This window comes from Salipaludibacillus neizhouensis (assembly GCF_002886185.1).
In the GTDB taxonomy this organism is placed as follows: domain Bacteria; phylum Bacillota; class Bacilli; order Bacillales; family Salisediminibacteriaceae; genus Salipaludibacillus; species Salipaludibacillus neizhouensis.
Window position 1 is genome coordinate 3,378,451 of the sequence record NZ_KZ614146.1, and the last position, 18,603, is coordinate 3,397,053.

Genomic DNA, 18,603 nt, shown 5'->3' on the forward strand with positions numbered 1-18,603 from the left:
ACCTCTATACCTTTCCTACACCTTTATCTATATTTCCGTCTGATAATTGATAGACTTCTACACCAGTTTTCCGAAGCTCTTGAAGCCGCTTTTTTTCCCATTCATCTATTTCACTGCCTTTATCCATCAAGGCAAAATAAACTTGGACTCTCCGTGCTACAAGTACTTTTACTCTCTCTAGAGTTTCACGAGTCAATTCCACGGATACGATAATCATAGACACTCCAGAAGGAACTTTATCCTCCGATTCACTAAGCCTCGCCGCAAAATCACCTTGTTGATCACCTTTAAGTTGTGAAAGATGTTTCACCATTCGTTTCTGGTGGTCTCCCCCAGTATCAAGTTCAAACTGGCGCTTATGGGATCCTAATGTCCAGAGTCCAACATCCAGATGCCTGGTATAGGCATACATTATAATCGAGGTAACGAGTTCAATCCCCTTTTCATACGCCTCTACCGTTCTAAAGTGATCGTCAGGAATGACATTATTAAAAACGATTAAGAAGTTCTGACCTATATATTCTTCAAACTCTTTCGTCATTAATTTATTAGTTCTCGCAGTTACCTTCCAATCTATACTCGTCATCTTATCACCAGGAACGTATTCTCGCGCTCCTGCAACCGAAGTTACATCTTCAATAAAATCCTTAGAGGATATGTCTGTCTCCGAGTCATGTTTCTCGTAAGCTGCCCACCGCTCGATATTATGATATCGTGGATATACAAGCACATTTGAGTTTAAAGCAATAAACTTACGTTTTTCAAAAATCCCAAACATATCACTGGTAGATAGAGTGAAACCTAAAAACTCGTACTCTCCGCGCTTCACTTCCGGGATGGTATACGAGAAAGTGAGTTTCTTTTTCATCGTGGGATAAAAGATCATTCTTGATTGGCGTGATGGCATTTGTTCGCGAATTGCATTTCCAACCTCATCTTCCACAGTTAAATATAAAAAAGGGAACGGCCATTTGCGCCGGACTGATATATCCACCGTTAATTCAGAACCAGAAGGCAATGCCCCTTCACCCACATTCCTTTCTATCACAAATGAACCAAGAGGAATTAATGCATACAGCAGCATTAAAGCCACTAAAGTAGCTACACTATAAAATAAAAACCAACTTACAAACTCCCCCTGAAACATCGCATAGCTAAACAATCCGACGAACACACCGACTACAATCAATATCTTAAAAAGGAATTTTATCGGAGACCATAATCGTTTGAAACTAAGTGATTTCATTGGGCTCTTTCTTTCCCTGTTGGAATACCCACTAGTTCGAGTACTTCTTCGATCACCCTACCTGTGGACGCATTAGAAAGCTTGGATTCCGAATTTAATATAAGGCGATGTTGCAGGATATATGGAGCTAAATATTTAATATCATCCGGTATCACATAATCTCGATCTTGCATAAAAGCATAAGCTTGTCCGGCCTTCATCAACGCTATCGATGCTCGTGGACTGGCACCTAAGAAAACAGCAGGGTGATGCCTTGTTTCACTCACAATATTAATAATATATTGCTTCACATTTTCATTTACAAAAATGGTTTTAACTTGTTTTTTCATTTCCAGTAGCTCGTCTAATTCTATGACAGGAAAGAGTGTCTCAATCGGATGTTGCTTCTCTACACGGTTTAAGACTTCAAGTTCCTCTGATTTTGTCGGATAACCAATACGAAACTTAAAGAGAAAACGATCAAGCTGCGCTTCCGGTAATGGGTACGTTCCACCATACTCAATCGGATTTTGGGTTGCCATGACTAGAAACGGTTGCTGAATAATCCGCGTTTCTCCATCGGTGGTCACGCTGCCTTCTTCTAAAGCTTCCAGCAATGCTGCTTGTGTTTTCGGAGACGTTCGATTAATTTCATCTGCTAAGACAATATTAGCCATTACTGGTCCTGGCCGAAAATGGAACTCCATTGTTTTTTGGCTGAAAACAGAGACTCCGGTTACATCAGACGGTAGCAAGTCCGGCGTAAACTGTATACGTTTAAATTCTCCTCCTATAGATCTGGCAATTGCACGAACCATCATTGTTTTCCCAACACCAGGAACATCTTCCAAAAGAACATGACCACCACTTAAAAGGGCAATAAGACTAAGTTCGATTTCTTTCCCTTTTCCTACGACAACTTTCTCGATATTTTCGATTAATTTATATACTAGCGGTTGTTCAACCACTGATCGTTCAGATTGTTTTTGCAATGAGGTTTCCTCCTTGAATAGTAGTTTGCAAGCAGTATCATTGAATGTTAAAAACACAAATCTCTAAATCTAATAATAACATGAAAACTAGATTTTTCGTTGATTTTCCACAATTACCTAGCTTTAGTTATTCCTTCAATTTAAGGAACTTTTCTCGCTCATGATAGGAGCATTTTTACTCTACTTTCGCATTCTGTCTGGCTCAAGTCCGCTTTTTTTCTAAGTAGCTCGTTTCTTCCTCTTATCTGCGCATCTTTCAGGCCTAAAATGCTCATTTGGCGCTAAAAAACTGCCGTAAGCATAAGCTCACGACAGTTTTAGGTTTTACAAATTAAAATATTTTTACTGCTATCGCTGACTTCTCCATATTAAAAACGAAACACCTATAATCAGAAATCCAATTACTAAAACAAGGCTCAGGATTGCTGGCCAATAAATCATATTAAACAACATTATCCATAGTCCATCCTCTCATAATAAAAACGTCCTAACTTTTAAATTAAATGCAGCGCGTCATCTTCTGCCGCTATCTCTTAAGAGTAAAGGTTTTTATTCAACCCATCACTATAGTATATACCCTGAATATCATCGTTTTAATACAGACAAACATCGCTCTTTAGATCACCTTCCGCCATGCCACGAGATTTGCGATAAGTAAAAACATTCCGTATCCATACACACCATAGTCCATTGTTGTTGCCCAAAAGTTGGTAGCACCTATCGAAAACCGACTATTTTTTCTTTCATTTACTCGCTCATGCTCTCGTTTTCTACCTACTTTTGTAGGTGCTACACCGGTAGCACCTACCCCTCCCCGAAAAATCAACCCAGCATACAAAACAAGAACCCCCTCTTTATAAAAGAGAGGATTCCACTATTTAACGAGTTTCCTATGTTTTCACTCTATACTCTGCGCCTCGAAATCGGCATTGTCATGCACCTGGGACCGCCTCTTCCTCTCGACAACTCCGAGCTTGGTACCTCAAGAACTTCTACTCCGTGTGAACGCAGCGTTTCATTGGTGATGTAATTACGATCATAAGTCACAACTACACCAGGGGCCAACGCTAATGTATTACTTCCATCATTCCATTGTTCCCTCGCTGCTTCAATCACGTGCCCATTTCCGATTGGGATAAGAATAATATCATCTAATTCCAAAACTTCTTTCAGAGTTTCAACCAAATTAGTCCGTTTTTCAACGATAATTTCGCCGTTCTCATCTGTTTCCATCACAAATAAATTCATTTCATCCGCAATTTTTATCACCGCCGGATGGACCGTGAATTTATTCGTGTCTACTTGGGTAAATACGGTGTCCAAGTGCATGAATGCACGTTCTTCCGGGATTTGGATCGCAACAATTTTTTTTATGCTTTTATTAACGGACAGAAGTTTTTTGAATAACACTTCGATCGCGTGAGGACTTGTTCTGGAACTTATACCGATAGCCATGACCTCTGGTGTTAGGATAAGCTGATCTCCACCTTCTATCGAGAAGTTATTCGATTTATCATAGATGATCGGTGTGTCAGCATCTTTAAATTCAGGATGGTGATTCATAATGTATTTCATAAAAATGGTTTCATTTTTCCTCGCCGTTTGATTCATCGGATTTAATGAAATCCCATTTCCAATGACATTATACGGGTCTCTTGTGAAATACATGTTAACCAAGGGATCTAAATAAAACGGATACGGGTGGTCCAGCATTCCAGCAAGCTTGTGCCGTTTTTCTACAAAAACTTCTTCTTTACGGATACCTCGAATCAATGTTTCAACAAGCTCCGTTGGACTTTTGGAAAGCAAGTATTCTTTTAAACTTATATAAACACTTTCTTCATCTCGATGCAGCTGTTTTGGAAGAGTCAAAAACTCATCGATAAAATCCGCTCTAACTTTCTTTTCCGTAAGGGCAGCAGAAGCAAGGTCTGTTACATAAAGTACTTCTGCCCCCCTGGATGAGAGAACTTCTACAAATTTATCATGCTCCTTTTGAGCCAAGCGCAGATTAGGGATATCATCAAAAAGAAATTCCTTCATAAACTCTGGGAACAAATTCTCAATTTCTTTACCTGGTCTATGTACCATTACCTTCTCAAGTGTGCCGATTTCTGAATAGATATTAAGTGGTGACTGCATCGTTTTCCTCTCCTTTAGCTAAAACCAGTTGTCTATTTCTATCTATTTACCCTATCTCTATTTTATCAAATCGCAAAAAAAAGCTTCATCTTCATAATAGTAATAGATTCACTTTTAACTCTAGTTTTTTGAAGCTAATTTCATGCTGTTAGACTTATAATAAGAATAACATTAAATAGTTTTACTAAGCGCATGAATGTGAGAATTTATAACGACGGAGGTATAGATCATGAAAAAAAAGCTGGCAATCATCACCGGTGCCAACACCGGCATGGGATTGGCGACGTCTATTGAATTAGCTAAGAAAGGGATACAAGTTGTTATGGTATGCAGGAACCCCGAAAAAGGAAGGAAAGCACTGTCGACAGCAATCGAGCAAAGTGGTTCCAACTACATTTCATTGATGATTTGTGATTTAGGTTCCTTAAAGAGTGTTCGGTCGTTTGCACAACTGTTCCGAGAAACCTTTGACTATCTTGACATCCTCATTAATAATGCCGGTGTTGTTTCGTTAAAAAAGCAATTAACAGAGGATGGTTTTGAATTACAGTTAGGGGTCAATCACTTAGGCCATTTTCTTCTGACAAACGAACTGTTGGACATGATCAAAGAGTCACCGGATGGTCGCATTATCGTATTGTCTTCCGGAGCCCACAAGTGGGGTAAATTTGATTTGAATGATCCTTATTTCACCAATGAAAAATATAATGTTATCAAAGGATACGGACGTTCCAAACTAGCAAATATTCTTTTTACAAAAGAACTGGCCAGTCAATTAAAAGACACAAATGTCACGGTTAATGCAGTACATCCAGGTGCCGTTGCGACGAGCCTCGGAGTCGACAGAAAAACGGACTTCGGAAAAACCGTTCATAAACTGTTAAAACCATTTTTCCAAACACCTGCTGAGGGAGCCCGGACTGCAATCTACCTAGCAACAAGCCCTGAAATCAAGGGAATTACCGGAGAATACTTCGAACATAAGAAAAAGATCTCCGTCTCGGAAACCGCACAAGATAAAACTTTGGCAACAGCATTTTGGAAATGGAGTGAAAATGAAGTTGGTTTTCATTGAACGACGATTGAACGACGACTGAACGGCGTGGAACTATCTGAATTATCAATGTGTATTTTTAAAATATGTAGTAACCGCTTACTAATCTATGTTATGGTAAATATAAGAACTTAATAAGTAATTGCTAGGGGAGCCACCGTGATGTGATGGCTGAGAGGAACAACCGCCGACCCTTTGAACCTGAATTGGTTAATACCAACGTAGGGAAGCATAGATGAACTAAAGTAGAATCTTCTATTATATGTTTATTATGCCCGCCCTTGTTGGCGGGCTTTTTTGCGTTATCATACCCCTGTACTATTAAGTTCTTGTCTATCTTTTTATTTCAACATTGGAGGAATGAAAAATGAAAGATTCGTTAGTTATTGGTGGAGTAGAATTATCAAGTCGTTTATTTATAGGCACAGGGAAATATGCCGATCATCATCAGATGAAAGAAGCTATCACAACGTCTGAATCACAAGTAGTGACCGTTGCATTGCGACGTGTTGATATGGATTCTGAAGCAGATAATATTGTGAATGATATACCAGATCACGTTACATTAATGCCAAACACATCTGGGGCAAGAACCGCGGATGAAGCGATACGCATTGCCCGACTTGCGAAAGCGAGTGGAATGGGTAATTGGATTAAAATTGAAGTGATTTCTGACAGTAAATATTTACTGCCTGATAACCAAGAAACAGTGAAAGCAACCGAGGTTTTAGCAAAGGAAGGCTTTATTGTTTTACCGTATATGAGTCCGGATTTAATGGCCGCAAAGCAAATGGAGCAAGCAGGAGCATCTGCCATTATGCCACTAGGCGCGCCTATCGGTTCAAACAAAGGAATTCGAATGAAGGAAATGATACAGATCATGATCGATGAAATCAAGGTTCCTATTGTCGTCGATGCTGGGATTGGCAAACCTTCAGAAGCTGCGGAAGCAATGGAAATGGGTGCTGATGCCGTGCTTGTAAATACTGCAATTGCTACAGCTGATGACCCTATTAATATGGCACATGCTTTTAACTTAGCTGTTCGATCCGGCCGTCTAGGTTATCTTTCAGGACTCGGACCTATTTCAAAGAAAGCCCATGCCTCTTCGCCATTAACAGGATTTCTAGGTTAAGAAAAACGGCATAGCCGTCTTTTTTTAAATACAGCGTGATCTTTAAAGCCACCCCGAGTAGCACCTACGTAGTACGTGTAGGTGCTACTCGATAGGAGGCGAACTTCCATTGATGCTTGTGGCGTAAAGATAGCTGTCAACTTACAAATTCTTATCTTGTAAGAAAAACGCATACCGTTTCTAGAACCTGTCCGATCCTAAAATATATTCAATGAAAAGGTGATTTAATGAGTTTTTACACGAAATTAAAAGAGATTAATACACTTTCTTTCGATGAGCTTTTTGAAAACGTCACAAACCGTGATGTTGAGAAGGTATTGAAAAAAGACCGATTATCCGAACAAGATTTCATGACACTTTTATCCCCTGCAGCAGAAAATTATTTAGAGGAAATGGCACAAAAATCCCATGAAATAACAACACAGCATTTCGGCAAAACCATGCAGTTGTTTCTTCCATTATATTTATCTGATTACTGTGTTAACACATGTAAATATTGTAGTTTTAGTGTCGATAATGATTTCCCTAGAAGACGCCTGTCTATGGAAGAAATTGAGCAGGAAGCAAAAATTATTGCAGACATGGGAATAAAACACATCATACTTTTATCCGGTGAATCGAGAATGCATTCATCCAATGCCTATTTAAAGGAAAGCTTGAAAGTACTGAAAAAATACTTCTCTTCAATTGGTTTAGAGATTCAACCGTTGGATACAGAGGAGTATCAAGAATTAGTCGACCACGGTATCGACGGACTAACCGTCTATCAAGAAGTCTACAACGAAGAAATTTATGCTGGTATTCACACGAAAGGTCCGAAGCGAGACTTTAAATATCGCTTGGATACGCCTGAGCGAGGCGCCTTTGCCGGAATGCGCTCGGTAAATATCGCGGCACTTCTAGGATTGGACGATTGGCGAAAAGAAAGCTTCATCACCGGTCTCCATGCAGCTTATTTACAAGATAACTATCTAGAAACAGAAGTAGGTGTCTCTTTCCCTAGAATTCGTCCAAACGCTGGTGACTTCCAACCTAAAGTCGATGTGACAGATAAGAATCTTGTTCAAGCCTTGCTTGCTTCACGACTATTTTTACCACGGTCCGGGATCACCATTTCAACGAGAGAAACGCCAGAATTTCGTGACCAACTTATCCCATTAGGTGTTACAAAAATGTCTGCGGCCTCTTCTACTGTCGTTGGCGGTTATACAGAACCTGATGCAACGCAAAGTCAATTCGAAATATCCGATGAGCGCTCCGTCAAAGAAGTCAAAGAACTGTTACTTGCCAAAGGATACCAGCCTGTAATGAAAGATTGGCACATCCTGTCCTAAAAATAAGGGGGTTGTTTGATGACAAATCAAGACTTTGATTTTCATATTATTTCAGATGGCAATCATTCGATTGAAACACTTGTTGAAAAAGCATTATTGGTTGCTCCTTATGTCGACTTTATTCAATTGCGAGAAAAACAAAAGTCTTCGGCGGAATTATACGAAACAATTCAGCTTCTATTAGTAGCCGGAATCCCAAGCTCTAAAATTACTGTCAATGACCGGGCAGATGTCGCACATGTTACGCAAGTAGCCGGCGTTCAACTTGCTTTTCACAGTCTCCATGTGGCTGCAGTAAAAAAAGCATTCCCCTCTCTCAGGATTGGGAAATCCATTCATTCTGTCACAGAAGCTAAAGAGGCTGAAGAAAGTGGAGCGGACTATCTCCTTTTTGGACATATTTATCAAAGTTCCTCTAAACCAGGAAAACAACCAAACGGTTTACAAGGTCTACGCAATATTGTGGAAACTGTGACTATTCCAGTGATTGCCATTGGAGGAATTCAACCGGCTCACGTTAATGACATCATGGAAACCGGAGCAAATGGAATGGCAGTGATGTCAGGAGTTTTTAGTGCTTCGAATCCTGAAAAAGCAGCCAGAACCTATAAAGAAGCTTACGAAAGATCTTTCATCTTTCAAGAAAGGAGTAACAAGCATGTTCATACAAGTGAATGGGAAAAAAGATGAGGTTCCAGAAAGTCTTCATACAATCGCAGATTTACTATCACACTATGGATTAGATAAAAAAGTTGTGATTGTCGAACAGAATGGAGTAATCATTGATAAAACAACTCACAGTGAGACCCTTCTTACAGCCGATGACCAACTAGAATTCGTCCACTTCGTTGGTGGTGGATAACATGGAAACTCGCTATTCGAGACAAACTTTATTTAAGCCTATCGGTGAAAAAGGGCAACACCTTCTCCAACAGAAACATGTATTAATCATCGGAGCCGGGGCGCTAGGAACTGGGAATGCAGAAAATCTTGTAAGAGCAGGCGTAGGTACAGTTACTATTGTGGATAGGGACTATGTAGAAAAAAGTAACCTTCAACGCCAACAGCTTTACTCGGAACAAGACGCTTTCGAACGCCTTCCAAAAGCAGTTGCTGCAAAAACTCGTCTTGAAGCGATAAATTCTCAAGTTGACATTCGTGCCCATGTTTTAGATATTAGAAAAGAAGAGCTCGAAGGTTTACTCAAAGGAATAGATCTTCTAATAGATGCTACAGATAACTTTGATACTCGGTTAATCATCAATGACCTGACTCAGAAAAACGATATCCCTTGGATTTATGGTGCTTGTGTTGGTAGTTACGGGTTAAGTTTCACCGTGATTCCTAAAGATACTCCATGCCTGCATTGTCTGATGGAAACTATTCCACTCGGTGGAGCAACCTGTGATACAGCCGGAATTATAGCACCTGCAGTTCAAATGGTCGTGGCTCACCAAACAACGGAAGCTATGAAGCTCTTAGTGAACGACAAAGCTTCTTTAAGAAAAAGATTAATCTCTTTTGACCTTTGGAAAAATGAACAGTCGACGATTGATGTGAGCAGCTTGAAAAACAAGCATTGTTTGTCATGTGGCACTAAACCAACCTATCCATTTTTATCATTCGAGAAACAACTGAAATCATCTGTGTTATGCGGAAGAGATTCTGTTCAAATCCGACCTTCTGATATCATGACAAGAGATTTACAAGCTTTAAAAGAACAGTTGTCTCATCTTGAAGGAAAAGTGGAATCGAATCCTTACTTAGTCACTTTTTTTCATCAAAAACACAGACTCGTATTCTTTTTAGATGGAAGAGTACTTATTCATGGCACCAGTGACATTTCCGAAGCCAGAACGATTTATCATCAGATCATTGGGTGATTCAAATTACTCTGAGTTACTTAAATTTACAGCTTTAAAGCAACTGCAGTTACAAGCGATCCTTGTCTGCAGTTGCTTTTTTTTAAAGAGATAATTTATAAAATTGGTAGCTACCTTCACACCGCAAGTATCAAGGGAAACCCACCCTCCTTTCGAGTAGCACCTACACGCACTACGTAGGTGCTACTCGGGGCGGTGGAAGCTGACGCTTTCCCCTTCTTCAAGTTTCCTTTTCCAAAATAAGAGGGATTATGTAAATGGCTTTGGATTATAATAACGCCATCTATTTTTTCCATTCTCTTTCGCTTGGTACATCGCCTTATCCGCCATTTGGATAAGTTCATCCAGACTCTCTCCATCTTTGGGATAATGACTAATACCCATACTCGTTGAATTGCTAATCCTCGTGTTATCTATTCTATATTCCCGTCTAAGAGAAGTTAATAATCTATCAAGCTGTTCTTCTAGTTTTTCATTATCGATATCTTCCAGCAGAATGATAAATTCATCTCCACCAAGTCTGGAAACAAAGCCAGTTTGATCCTTCATAAATTCTCTTAATCTCAAAGAAAATTTATTTAATAATTTATCTCCTACTAGATGACCATAGGTATCATTCACACTTTTAAAACCATCAATATCCATAAATATCGTATAAAACGAATGCTGCTCTTTGTTTTTAAAGCTGTATTGATATAAATAATACCGGTTAGGTAACCCTGTCATTTGATCATAAAATGCCAAATTCTTAACTTCTTCCGTTTTACAATCTAACGTTTGAAGTAAGTCATTAATCGTATGTTTCAGCATACTTATTTCATCGCTACCTGATTTATCCACTTCCACTCTGGCATTCTTTTCATCCTTTGTTGCTTGAATAGTCCGCAATTCCGTTGACAGTCCCGTTACTCTTGAAGTAATCAATCGATCTAATAAATAAAATAAGATCATCGTTAGCAGGACACTAGCTAGGAAAAATGACAGAAAAAGCATATTCATATTTGATTGTTCTTCCATATAGTGGCTTCTTTGCATAGGAATATCTAACCGTAGCATTTGTTCATTAAATTCATCAAAAAGATACATTGATCCATTTATCATTGTATTATCGGTGATTGATATTTCATGGCCACCATCGTTGCCTGCCTCATCAACTTCGATGTATGAAAAAGAAGTAGCTAATTCTTTTTGCATCCGATCAAAATAACCAGCCTCTAAAAATTTCCCCATCACGAGTAATCCAGCTGAATCACCCTCTCCATTACTCGGATAAACTTCTTCGACAGATAACATTGTTAAACCAAATTCCGTAACGCCGAACAACGTTCTTTCTTTGTTGCTCTTCTTATCGATTAGTAAACTAAGGTTTTCAACAAATTCCTCACCAAGCTCTAAATTTATCCCCGTATCATAGTTCATTGCTTTTTCTTCTATTATTTCTGAGTTCTCATTGATGAATATCATTAAGTTTACTTCGTTATTCGTAAAGGTTTCTTTTTGTAAATTCACTTCCTCGTAATTAGGGTATTCCCCTAAAAGCAAATTGTAGGTGTCATCCCACACTGCCCAGTCTTTATTAAGCCTTTGAAGGTCATCCGTTTCACTTTCTATGTACGCAAGGACATTATCCATTTTAGTAGATAAACGATGCTCGTCTAATTTTGCTGCACTTTCAAGTAAAATCGGTTTGATAATAAAAAGTAAAACGATGAAAAATACCAATAAACAGATTAAAATGACGTTAAATACCTTCATTTTTAGTTTCATAGCGCTTTTTCTCCTGTACAAGTTAATAGTCCAATTATATCATCAATACCTGTTAATTACTTTTAATATAAACCCTTTTATGAAAAGTATAGGAAAAAGTACTTAGTTTATAAGAAAAACGCGTAGCGTCTTTTCTTAAATACAGCGTCAGCTTCCACCGCCATTTTTTAAGTAACAAGGATGGGTTTCCCTTGTTACGCGCGGTGTGAAGGTAGCTGCTACTTTTTTCAGATTGAAAAATCCACTATGAGAGTTTTCTCATAGTGGATTAGCAATCATTATTGCTTAACTATCACTCAAATCATCTTTTAACACAGTATAAACGACAAGTCGTTCATCATGAGTCCCTGCTTTGGAATTAAATTCTCCTGTACAGGTAATAAGGTTCAACTGACTTCGATAGGAATAGCCAAAAATCTTTTGTAATGGGGCTTCATTGCGATCATAACTCTTACTTTCTTGAACAACAAAGATTTTTTCTTCTCCCTGTTCATCGGTAACAATGATTTCATCTCCTTGAGTTAACTCCTCAAGTTGATAAAATACAGCTGGCCCTGTTTTACTGTCTACGTGTCCTGCCAGAACAGAACTTCCTTGTTCCCCCGGCAAATAGCCACCTTCATACCAAGCAACCCCATCCATAGTTGATGGTTCATCCATCTGTCCGCTATCCAACAAGCCGACATCCTCTATGGGTGCATCTATGCCAAGTGTGGGAATTTCAATGTTATTTGGTTCAATTCCCTCTCTAACATAACTCATAACCTGGGATTCATCTCGTTTAGTTTTATCTGTGGGAATCTTTAAAGCTGGAACAGAAGAGGCTGTTTCCTGCCCCTCTTCTTCCGCTTCCACCTCAACCTCATCAAGTGATTCATCGTTTTGGACACTGGAAACAGTATCAGTTGAATCATTGATCATCTGTTCAGAAGTTTCTTCTGTTTCATTCGTACCGCAAGACACTAGTAGTAAAACTATCAAGCCTATGCATTTTTTCATCGTCATCACCTTTGAATAGGATTACGTTCTAATTATTGTTGATTTGATGTTTTTCTGCGAGTAATCATAACTACTCCAGCTGCAAGTAAAATTGTCATGATGCTATACAAATACCATGGTGACATAGAATTTGAATCACTCATTCCACCTAAACCTGTTTTAGGCATTTCACTAGGCATACCTGACTCAAACTTTTCAGGGAACTGGTCAACAATCGCACCAGAAACGCCTTCACCTACACCATACATGTGACCATATGCTTCACGTACATTTTCATACGTTGTTTCATAGTCGCCTTCTACATAGCTATCAAAAGCACCAACTAATTGGTTGACGTGCATTTGAAGACCATCAGCAAGTTCTGTAGCATCTAGTCTTTCTTCAGTAGCTGTTTCAAGAAACTCTGAGAATGTTGCTCTGTAGCCATCAAGATTTTCTAAAGCTTCTTCTTTACCCATTTCATCGTCTTCTGCAGTTGCCGTCACGTAATCAACGAAATAACCAATATGCTCGCTCCACTGCTCATTGAATGCCTCTCCTGCTTCTTCACCATAAACGGAAGCGATTGCTGCTGATAATTCTTCTGTGTTTTCATTCAATGATCCTGCAATTGACTCAAAATCCTCTGCACCATCAATCCCTTTTTGCATTGTTACTACAGCTAGTGCTGCGTGCTCAGAAAAAAGGAAGTTCAAATCAGCGCGAAGGTCAGCTGCTGGTGTATCCGGATGTGAACCTTCGAAATCTTCATCAAACTGATCTACGATTGCTGTAGAAAGACCTTTACCTACACCAAACATGTGCTCCATTGCTTCACTAACATTGTCATATGCAGTGCCAAATTCACCTGCGTTATAATTATCAAAAGCCCAAACTAGCTGATCAACGTGCATTTGTAAACCTTCTGCTAGCGCTCCAGCTTCTAATCTTTCCTCCGTAGCTGATTCTAGAAATTCAGAGAAATCTACGCGATAATTATCTAGCTCGGCTAATGCTGCTTCTCTTCCTGCTTCGTCTTCTTCCGCTGTTGCTGTTACATAATCAACGAAATATCCAATGTGATCTTCCCACATTCCACGGAACATCTCTCCAGCTTCATCGCCATATACACTTGCGATAGCACCTGTCAGATCATCCGTATTATTACTTAACGCTCCTGCCGTTGCTTCAAAATCTTCTGCGCCCTCAATTCCCTTTTGCATCGTTAATACTGCTAAAAAGGCGTGCTCAGATAAGTATTGGTCTAATGTTGCTCGAAGATCTGCTGCTGGTGTAGAAACCCTTACCTCATATTCTCCGTGTCCTTCTTCCATGTCTGACTCTTCGTCATGACCATGTCCAAAAACCGAGTTTGCCGGAATTAATAGTGCTGCTCCTAATGGTAATACTGCTAATGATCTTTTCCAATTCATGTTGAAACACTCTCCCTTTAGTTTGTTTTAATTTGCTTTCACCCAAGATAACGGAAGAGAGATCAATATGGATCACTATTTTCAATAAAAAATTATTGTTGTTTCCTAGAACGCTGATATATCAATGTTTAATGGGGTTAAATATTTTTAATAAAACTAGTAATGTTTCGTTTTTTTTTGTTAGTTTTTGTAGTTGCTAGATCGTTAGCAATGTTTTCTGCGACGAAAGTAATCGCAGGAGCAGCTGCTGATAACTTCACTCTTCAATCTCCCTCATCCTCACTCATTCGCTCGTTTTCTACGTGCTACTTTTGTAGGTGCTATCCCGGTAGCAATTTTTTCTGCGACGAGTAACCGCAGGAGCACCTACCGATATTCCTCCTCTTCTATCTCCCTCATCCTCACTCATTCACCCGTTTTCTACGTGCTACGTTTGTAGGTGCTACTCCGGTAGCACCTACCGATAATTCCACTCTTCTACCTCCTTCATCCTCACTCATTCGCTCGTTTTCTACGTGCTACGTTTGTAGGTGCTACTCCGGTAGCACCTACCGACAACTTCGACGAGTAATCTCGGCCGATAAACACCACAAAAAAGACCCAAAAGATCGAAATCTTCCGGGTCTCTTCGTATTTTATAAAGGTGAAGCGAGAATTAGATCTCCTTCAGGCGTTTCATTGTATGGTTGTGGTTCTAATGTGATGGCTATTTGATCAATTTGAAAATCTTCCAAGTCACTAATACGATACGTTACTGCTCCATTTCCATTCTCATCAATATTGAAATTCCCCGCTGGCAGTGGGGTTTCTCCTTCAATAAGCCAAGCTTGGAAAGTTTCTGTTCCGTTTAGTGGCGGAAGCCCTTCTACTTGGATGACCAAGTCTATATTGCCACCTTCAGCAATTATACTTGCCTTACCTTGCCATTCTTCTCCCTCATCTATAGAAGAAAGATTGGAAGTCTGGATAACATCATAGACTCCTTCTTCATCATCGGTTTCGATCTGAGCTAATATCTCATTATAATCCGACTCAAGAATGTCTCTTTCCATCGCAATGTTGTCTTTTTCAGACTCTGTTTCTCTGGCCTCATTCCATAGATAGCCATTTCCCGCTACCGATAATAACAGTGCTGCAGCAAGTGTTCCAAAAATAATTGGGGAACGACGACGTCTTGATACTCCGGGATGATTTTCAGTTATTGACTCACGTTCAGGTGAAACTGGTGTGGTATTTTGCATCGTTTCTGATTCATTTTTTTCATCAAAAACACTAGCTAATACTCTTTTTTTCATGCCTTGAGGTGGCTCCTCTGATTCAGTTAGAAACGGAAAATCGCTTGTCAAATCACGCAATTCATTTAACTCCTCCTGACAGGATTTACAACTTCGCAAATGATCTTCAAACTCTCGTTTTTCTTCATCTGATAATTGATCGTTAAAATAATCGATTACCTGATCACATTGGCGTTCAGTCATTGCAAATCCCTCCTTTCATCATGCAATTGGCCATTCAGGTGCTTCAATGCTAACCTAATTCGCCCTTTTACCGTTCCAAGAGGAATATCAATTCTCTCAGATATTTTTTGTTGAGAGTACCCTTTAAAATAAAACAAATCGATAATTATTTGTTGTTCTTTTTTTAATGTACGCATGGCCGTCTTTAAGCGGTCACCCTTTTCTTTCCATTCCACTAAGTCTTCCACGGGGGCTTGATGGTCCCGTAATTCTACCTCTTGATGAATCTCTTCTGAACGGACTTTTTTCTCTTTTCGAATATAGTCAATCGCTGTATTGCGTGTAACAGTTAGTAACCAAGAAGAAAATTTACCACTTTTATCAGAATATGAACCTGTACCTTTCCATACTTTTATCATAACCTCTTGGACAATCTCTTCCGCCGCTTGAGAATCATGTACCATCTTGTATGAAAAGGAATAGAGAAGACGTTCATATTTGTCATAAAGAGATTCAAGCGCTTCTTTTTCACCGGAGCGCAGTCGCTCGTACAACATTAAGTCCTTGTTTTCACCCACTCTTAATCTCCTCTCGGATAGTCTTCCTACTTTTATAACGAAATAAAAGCAACTTTGGATCACCAATTGACCTATCCTTTAATATGTAACTAAGTACCTATACCCTAATTTAAAAGTCAAAAACTCTTAAAATACAACTTATTTCCCGGTTTAACATCGCATTAAAACGAGTATATAAAGTATGAAAGAGATTTTAACAATCCTAAAATTAAGGAGAGTTGATAAAAATGGACAAAAATATTTTCAAAGGTAAATGGAATCAATTAAAAGGTGAATCAAAGAAAAAGTGGTCAAAGCTTACGGATGATGACCTTCAATCTATTGATGGAGACAGGGATAAGCTTGTTGGGAAAATTCAAGAGCGTTATGGAAAAGAAAGAGATGAAGCAGAAAAAGAAGTGAATACTTGGGAATCTGAACAAAACAGATAATTCTCTCCATACGGACGGACGTAAAACGCATCGAAATATTCGATGCGTTTTTTAACGGTTCCCCTCCCAAATAGCTGATTGCTCCAACTGCCACGCTATTTTTAACAATGCATCCTCTCGCCCTTTTGTTGCCATGAATTGTACTCCAATCGGAAGACCCTCTTCAGTCATGTGAACGGGGACAGACATCGCCGGTTGTCCTGTTAAGTTCGCCAATTGCGTAAATGGGGTATACGTTAAACTAGGCAGGAACATTTCATAGATTAATTGCTGCTGCTTTGTCACGTCTCCAGCCAGTTTAGCCATCTGTTCTTGTAATCTTTCTTGCTCCGCTGTCGAATGGGATAACTCACCAATTCTTGGAGCAGAAAACGCAGTCGCAGGAGTCACAAAAAAGTCATACTTCTCATGATAGCTGGCCATCTGTGCTGCCGCTCTATCCCAAGAGGCAAGACTGCCAGTGAATTCTGTTGCTGATACAGATTTTCCGGCTTCATGCAGCAACCACGTTTCAATTTCTACATCTCCAGGGGTGACTTTCCTGCCTAGCATCTTCTCCATCGATTGAATCATAGCTGAGATTTCGCCACAATTCATTAAATAATAATTTTTCATAAGCCCAATGCCATCTACGTCATTATTTCTTTCTTCGACATGATGCCCTTGCTGTTCCAACCAAGTCATGGTTTTTTTTACTGCTTTACAAGCTTCTGCAGATACCGGTGTACCTACTGGAGACTCCGTTGTAAAACCAATTCGGAGAGGTTTTACCCAAGGTCTTTTTAATTGTTCTGTATAACTTCCCGCAAACAATGGGACTTGAAATGCTGCTTCTGGTTGAATAACCTGTAACTCATCAAGAATAGCCGCACTATCTCGAACCGTTCGGCTAACGACAAAATCTATCGAAGCCCCTTGCCATTGTCTACCAATCCCTGGTCCTACTGGTGTTCTTCCTCTGGTTGGTTTAAGACCGAAAATATTTGTAAACGAGGCAGGAATTCGGATCGAACCTCCCCCATCACTTGCTCCTGCAACGGGGACTATTCCAGAAGCAACCGCAGCTGCCGCGCCACCACTAGAGCCACCAGCAGAATACTCCGTGTTCGATGGGTTTCTGGTTACGCCGTGAAGCTCCGGTTCTGTTATGTTTTTTAATCCAAACTCTGGTGTATTCGTGTGACCAATAATCAGACATCCTGCCTTCTGTAATTTAGATACAAAATTTGACGTCTGTTTCGCTATATTTCCCTTAAGTAATTTTGCTCCCGCTGTCATCGGTTCGTCCTTTATTGCTTGGGAAATATTTTTCAACAGTATCGGCACACCGGCCAAGGGCAAATTCAAACGATCTAGTTTCTGTGCCTCTTCATAAACGGCTTTTTTTCGCATATGTATAATAGCATTCAGAGGAGGATTTAACTCTTTAGCCACTTGAAAACTAAGGTCCAATAATTCAACTGCTGTAACTTCTTTTTTCTGAATCAACTCTGCTAAATCAGTCGCATCTAATCGACGGAATGATTGTGTGTTCATCGTATCACCTCTAGTAATACTATATCATTTATTGACTCTGAACTCTCACTTGTCCTCTTTGATAGATGATATACTATTTTAAGAGGTACTGGTGAAAAACTGCACGCCAATCTTTCACTTTGATTACTTACTTTATCAAAAAAGGAGAATTACCATTGATATATTTAATTTCAATCATTGTCATTATTGCCATCTTGTTAGGCGTTTATTATATGAATATCGGTATTAGCAAAGTTCAGTTAGAAGAGCTCACACACCGACAACAAATAAATGAACATAGTAACAGAGACCTGGATGAGTGGGAATACTATTTAGGGAAACTATTCGGTAAACCATTCGGCACCAAAAAACTCATTGATAAATATGGCGAACCTTTTGAAGATTTCATGCGGGCAAATCACCCTAATCATGATTCTCGGATATTCGCAAAATACAAAAAATATAAACAGAAAAAGTCATCGTAAGAAAAACGCGTGCGTCTTAAAACAAAAGCTACTGCTTTCTTAACCATGAATTTTTAAAAGCTCGAAGTAGCGAAGTCGGCTACTCCTGCGGGATTAGCAATAGCTGAAGACCCCGCAGGGACGAGCGTTACTGGCAGAGGAAGAGACACATTTCTTAGTCCGAGGAGACTGAAGCAGTGCCCGCGGAAAGCGTC

Annotated in this window: 19 protein-coding genes and 1 riboswitch; of the genes, 8 read left to right on the forward strand and 11 right to left on the reverse strand. The window is 39.5% G+C overall.

The window, feature by feature from the left end:
* Positions 1-4 precede the first annotated feature (4 nt).
* From CEF18_RS15875 to CEF18_RS15890, 4 genes are all read right to left on the reverse strand, one after another.
* Entirely contained in the window at positions 5-1,246 is a 1,242-nt protein-coding gene (locus CEF18_RS15875) for a DUF58 domain-containing protein (protein ID WP_110937363.1), read from the reverse strand.
* Positions 1,243-2,217, reverse strand: coding sequence for an AAA family ATPase (locus CEF18_RS15880; protein ID WP_110937364.1), 975 nt, complete (start codon positions 2,215-2,217; stop codon positions 1,243-1,245). The genes CEF18_RS15875 and CEF18_RS15880 overlap by 4 nt, the downstream gene beginning before the upstream one ends.
* A gap of 616 nt (positions 2,218-2,833) precedes the next feature.
* Positions 2,834-3,055, reverse strand: coding sequence for a hypothetical protein (locus CEF18_RS15885; RefSeq protein WP_110937365.1), 222 nt, complete (start codon positions 3,053-3,055; stop codon positions 2,834-2,836).
* Between the two features lie 65 nt (positions 3,056-3,120).
* On the reverse strand, positions 3,121-4,359 hold the full coding sequence (locus CEF18_RS15890; RefSeq protein ID WP_110937366.1) for an arginine deiminase: 1,239 nt from the start codon (positions 4,357-4,359) through the stop codon (positions 3,121-3,123).
* A 229-nt stretch (positions 4,360-4,588) separates the two neighbouring features.
* Between CEF18_RS15890 and CEF18_RS15895 the strand changes: the two genes are divergently transcribed.
* The 6 genes from CEF18_RS15895 to CEF18_RS15920 all read left to right on the forward strand — a co-directional run bounded on the left by CEF18_RS15895 (position 4,589) and on the right by CEF18_RS15920 (position 9,765).
* A complete protein-coding gene (locus CEF18_RS15895) occupies positions 4,589-5,434 on the forward strand; it encodes an SDR family oxidoreductase (protein ID WP_110937367.1) in 846 nt (281 codons plus the stop codon).
* Between the two features lie 116 nt (positions 5,435-5,550).
* Positions 5,551-5,658: riboswitch (TPP riboswitch) on the forward strand.
* A gap of 122 nt (positions 5,659-5,780) precedes the next feature.
* The gene (locus tag CEF18_RS15900) at positions 5,781-6,548 is read left to right on the forward strand and encodes a thiazole synthase (protein ID WP_110937368.1); all 768 of its coding nucleotides are present in this window, start codon (positions 5,781-5,783) and stop codon (positions 6,546-6,548) included.
* 227 nt (positions 6,549-6,775) lie between these two features.
* Positions 6,776-7,882, forward strand: a complete 1,107-nt coding sequence (gene thiH, locus CEF18_RS15905; protein WP_110937369.1) for a 2-iminoacetate synthase ThiH — start codon at positions 6,776-6,778, stop codon at positions 7,880-7,882.
* Positions 7,883-7,900: 18 nt separating this feature from the next.
* Positions 7,901-8,572, forward strand: coding sequence for a thiazole tautomerase TenI (tenI, locus tag CEF18_RS15910; RefSeq protein WP_110937370.1), 672 nt, complete (start codon positions 7,901-7,903; stop codon positions 8,570-8,572).
* Positions 8,541-8,744 carry a sulfur carrier protein ThiS gene (thiS, locus tag CEF18_RS15915; RefSeq protein WP_110937371.1) on the forward strand — a complete coding sequence of 68 codons (204 nt, stop codon included), beginning with the start codon at positions 8,541-8,543 and terminating at the stop codon, positions 8,742-8,744. The genes tenI and thiS overlap by 32 nt, the downstream gene beginning before the upstream one ends.
* A gap of 1 nt (position 8,745) precedes the next feature.
* Positions 8,746-9,765 carry a MoeB/ThiF family adenylyltransferase gene (locus CEF18_RS15920; RefSeq protein WP_110937372.1) on the forward strand — a complete coding sequence of 340 codons (1,020 nt, stop codon included), beginning with the start codon at positions 8,746-8,748 and terminating at the stop codon, positions 9,763-9,765.
* A 249-nt stretch (positions 9,766-10,014) separates the two neighbouring features.
* Here CEF18_RS15920 and CEF18_RS15925 read toward each other — a convergent pair whose 3' ends face one another.
* From CEF18_RS15925 to CEF18_RS15945, 6 genes are all read right to left on the reverse strand, one after another.
* Complete coding sequence (locus CEF18_RS15925; protein ID WP_110937373.1) at positions 10,015-11,532, reverse strand: sensor domain-containing diguanylate cyclase; 1,518 nt, start codon at positions 11,530-11,532, stop codon at positions 10,015-10,017.
* Positions 11,533-11,817: 285 nt separating this feature from the next.
* Positions 11,818-12,531 carry a class F sortase gene (locus tag CEF18_RS15930; protein ID WP_183041066.1) on the reverse strand — a complete coding sequence of 238 codons (714 nt, stop codon included), beginning with the start codon at positions 12,529-12,531 and terminating at the stop codon, positions 11,818-11,820.
* Between the two features lie 32 nt (positions 12,532-12,563).
* Positions 12,564-13,943 carry a copper amine oxidase gene (locus CEF18_RS15935; RefSeq protein ID WP_110937375.1) on the reverse strand — a complete coding sequence of 460 codons (1,380 nt, stop codon included), beginning with the start codon at positions 13,941-13,943 and terminating at the stop codon, positions 12,564-12,566.
* A 137-nt stretch (positions 13,944-14,080) separates the two neighbouring features.
* On the reverse strand, positions 14,081-14,203 hold the full coding sequence (locus CEF18_RS26875) for a hypothetical protein (RefSeq protein ID WP_259457913.1): 123 nt from the start codon (positions 14,201-14,203) through the stop codon (positions 14,081-14,083).
* Positions 14,204-14,578: 375 nt separating this feature from the next.
* Entirely contained in the window at positions 14,579-15,421 is an 843-nt protein-coding gene (locus CEF18_RS15940) for an anti-sigma factor (protein WP_110937376.1), read from the reverse strand.
* Positions 15,418-15,978, reverse strand: coding sequence for an RNA polymerase sigma factor (locus CEF18_RS15945; protein WP_110937377.1), 561 nt, complete (start codon positions 15,976-15,978; stop codon positions 15,418-15,420). Before CEF18_RS15945 ends, CEF18_RS15940 begins: the two co-directional genes overlap by 4 nt.
* A gap of 227 nt (positions 15,979-16,205) precedes the next feature.
* Between CEF18_RS15945 and CEF18_RS15950 the strand changes: the two genes are divergently transcribed.
* Positions 16,206-16,409, forward strand: a complete 204-nt coding sequence (locus CEF18_RS15950) for a CsbD family protein (protein ID WP_110937378.1) — start codon at positions 16,206-16,208, stop codon at positions 16,407-16,409.
* 51 nt (positions 16,410-16,460) lie between these two features.
* Here the strand turns inward: CEF18_RS15950 and CEF18_RS15955 are convergent, their stop codons facing one another.
* Positions 16,461-17,945: an amidase gene (locus tag CEF18_RS15955; protein WP_110937379.1), complete on the reverse strand. Its 1,485-nt coding sequence runs from the start codon at positions 17,943-17,945 to the stop codon at positions 16,461-16,463.
* Between the two features lie 155 nt (positions 17,946-18,100).
* Between CEF18_RS15955 and CEF18_RS15960 the strand changes: the two genes are divergently transcribed.
* Entirely contained in the window at positions 18,101-18,409 is a 309-nt protein-coding gene (locus tag CEF18_RS15960) for a hypothetical protein (protein WP_110937380.1), read from the forward strand.
* Positions 18,410-18,603: the final 194 nt, after the last annotated feature.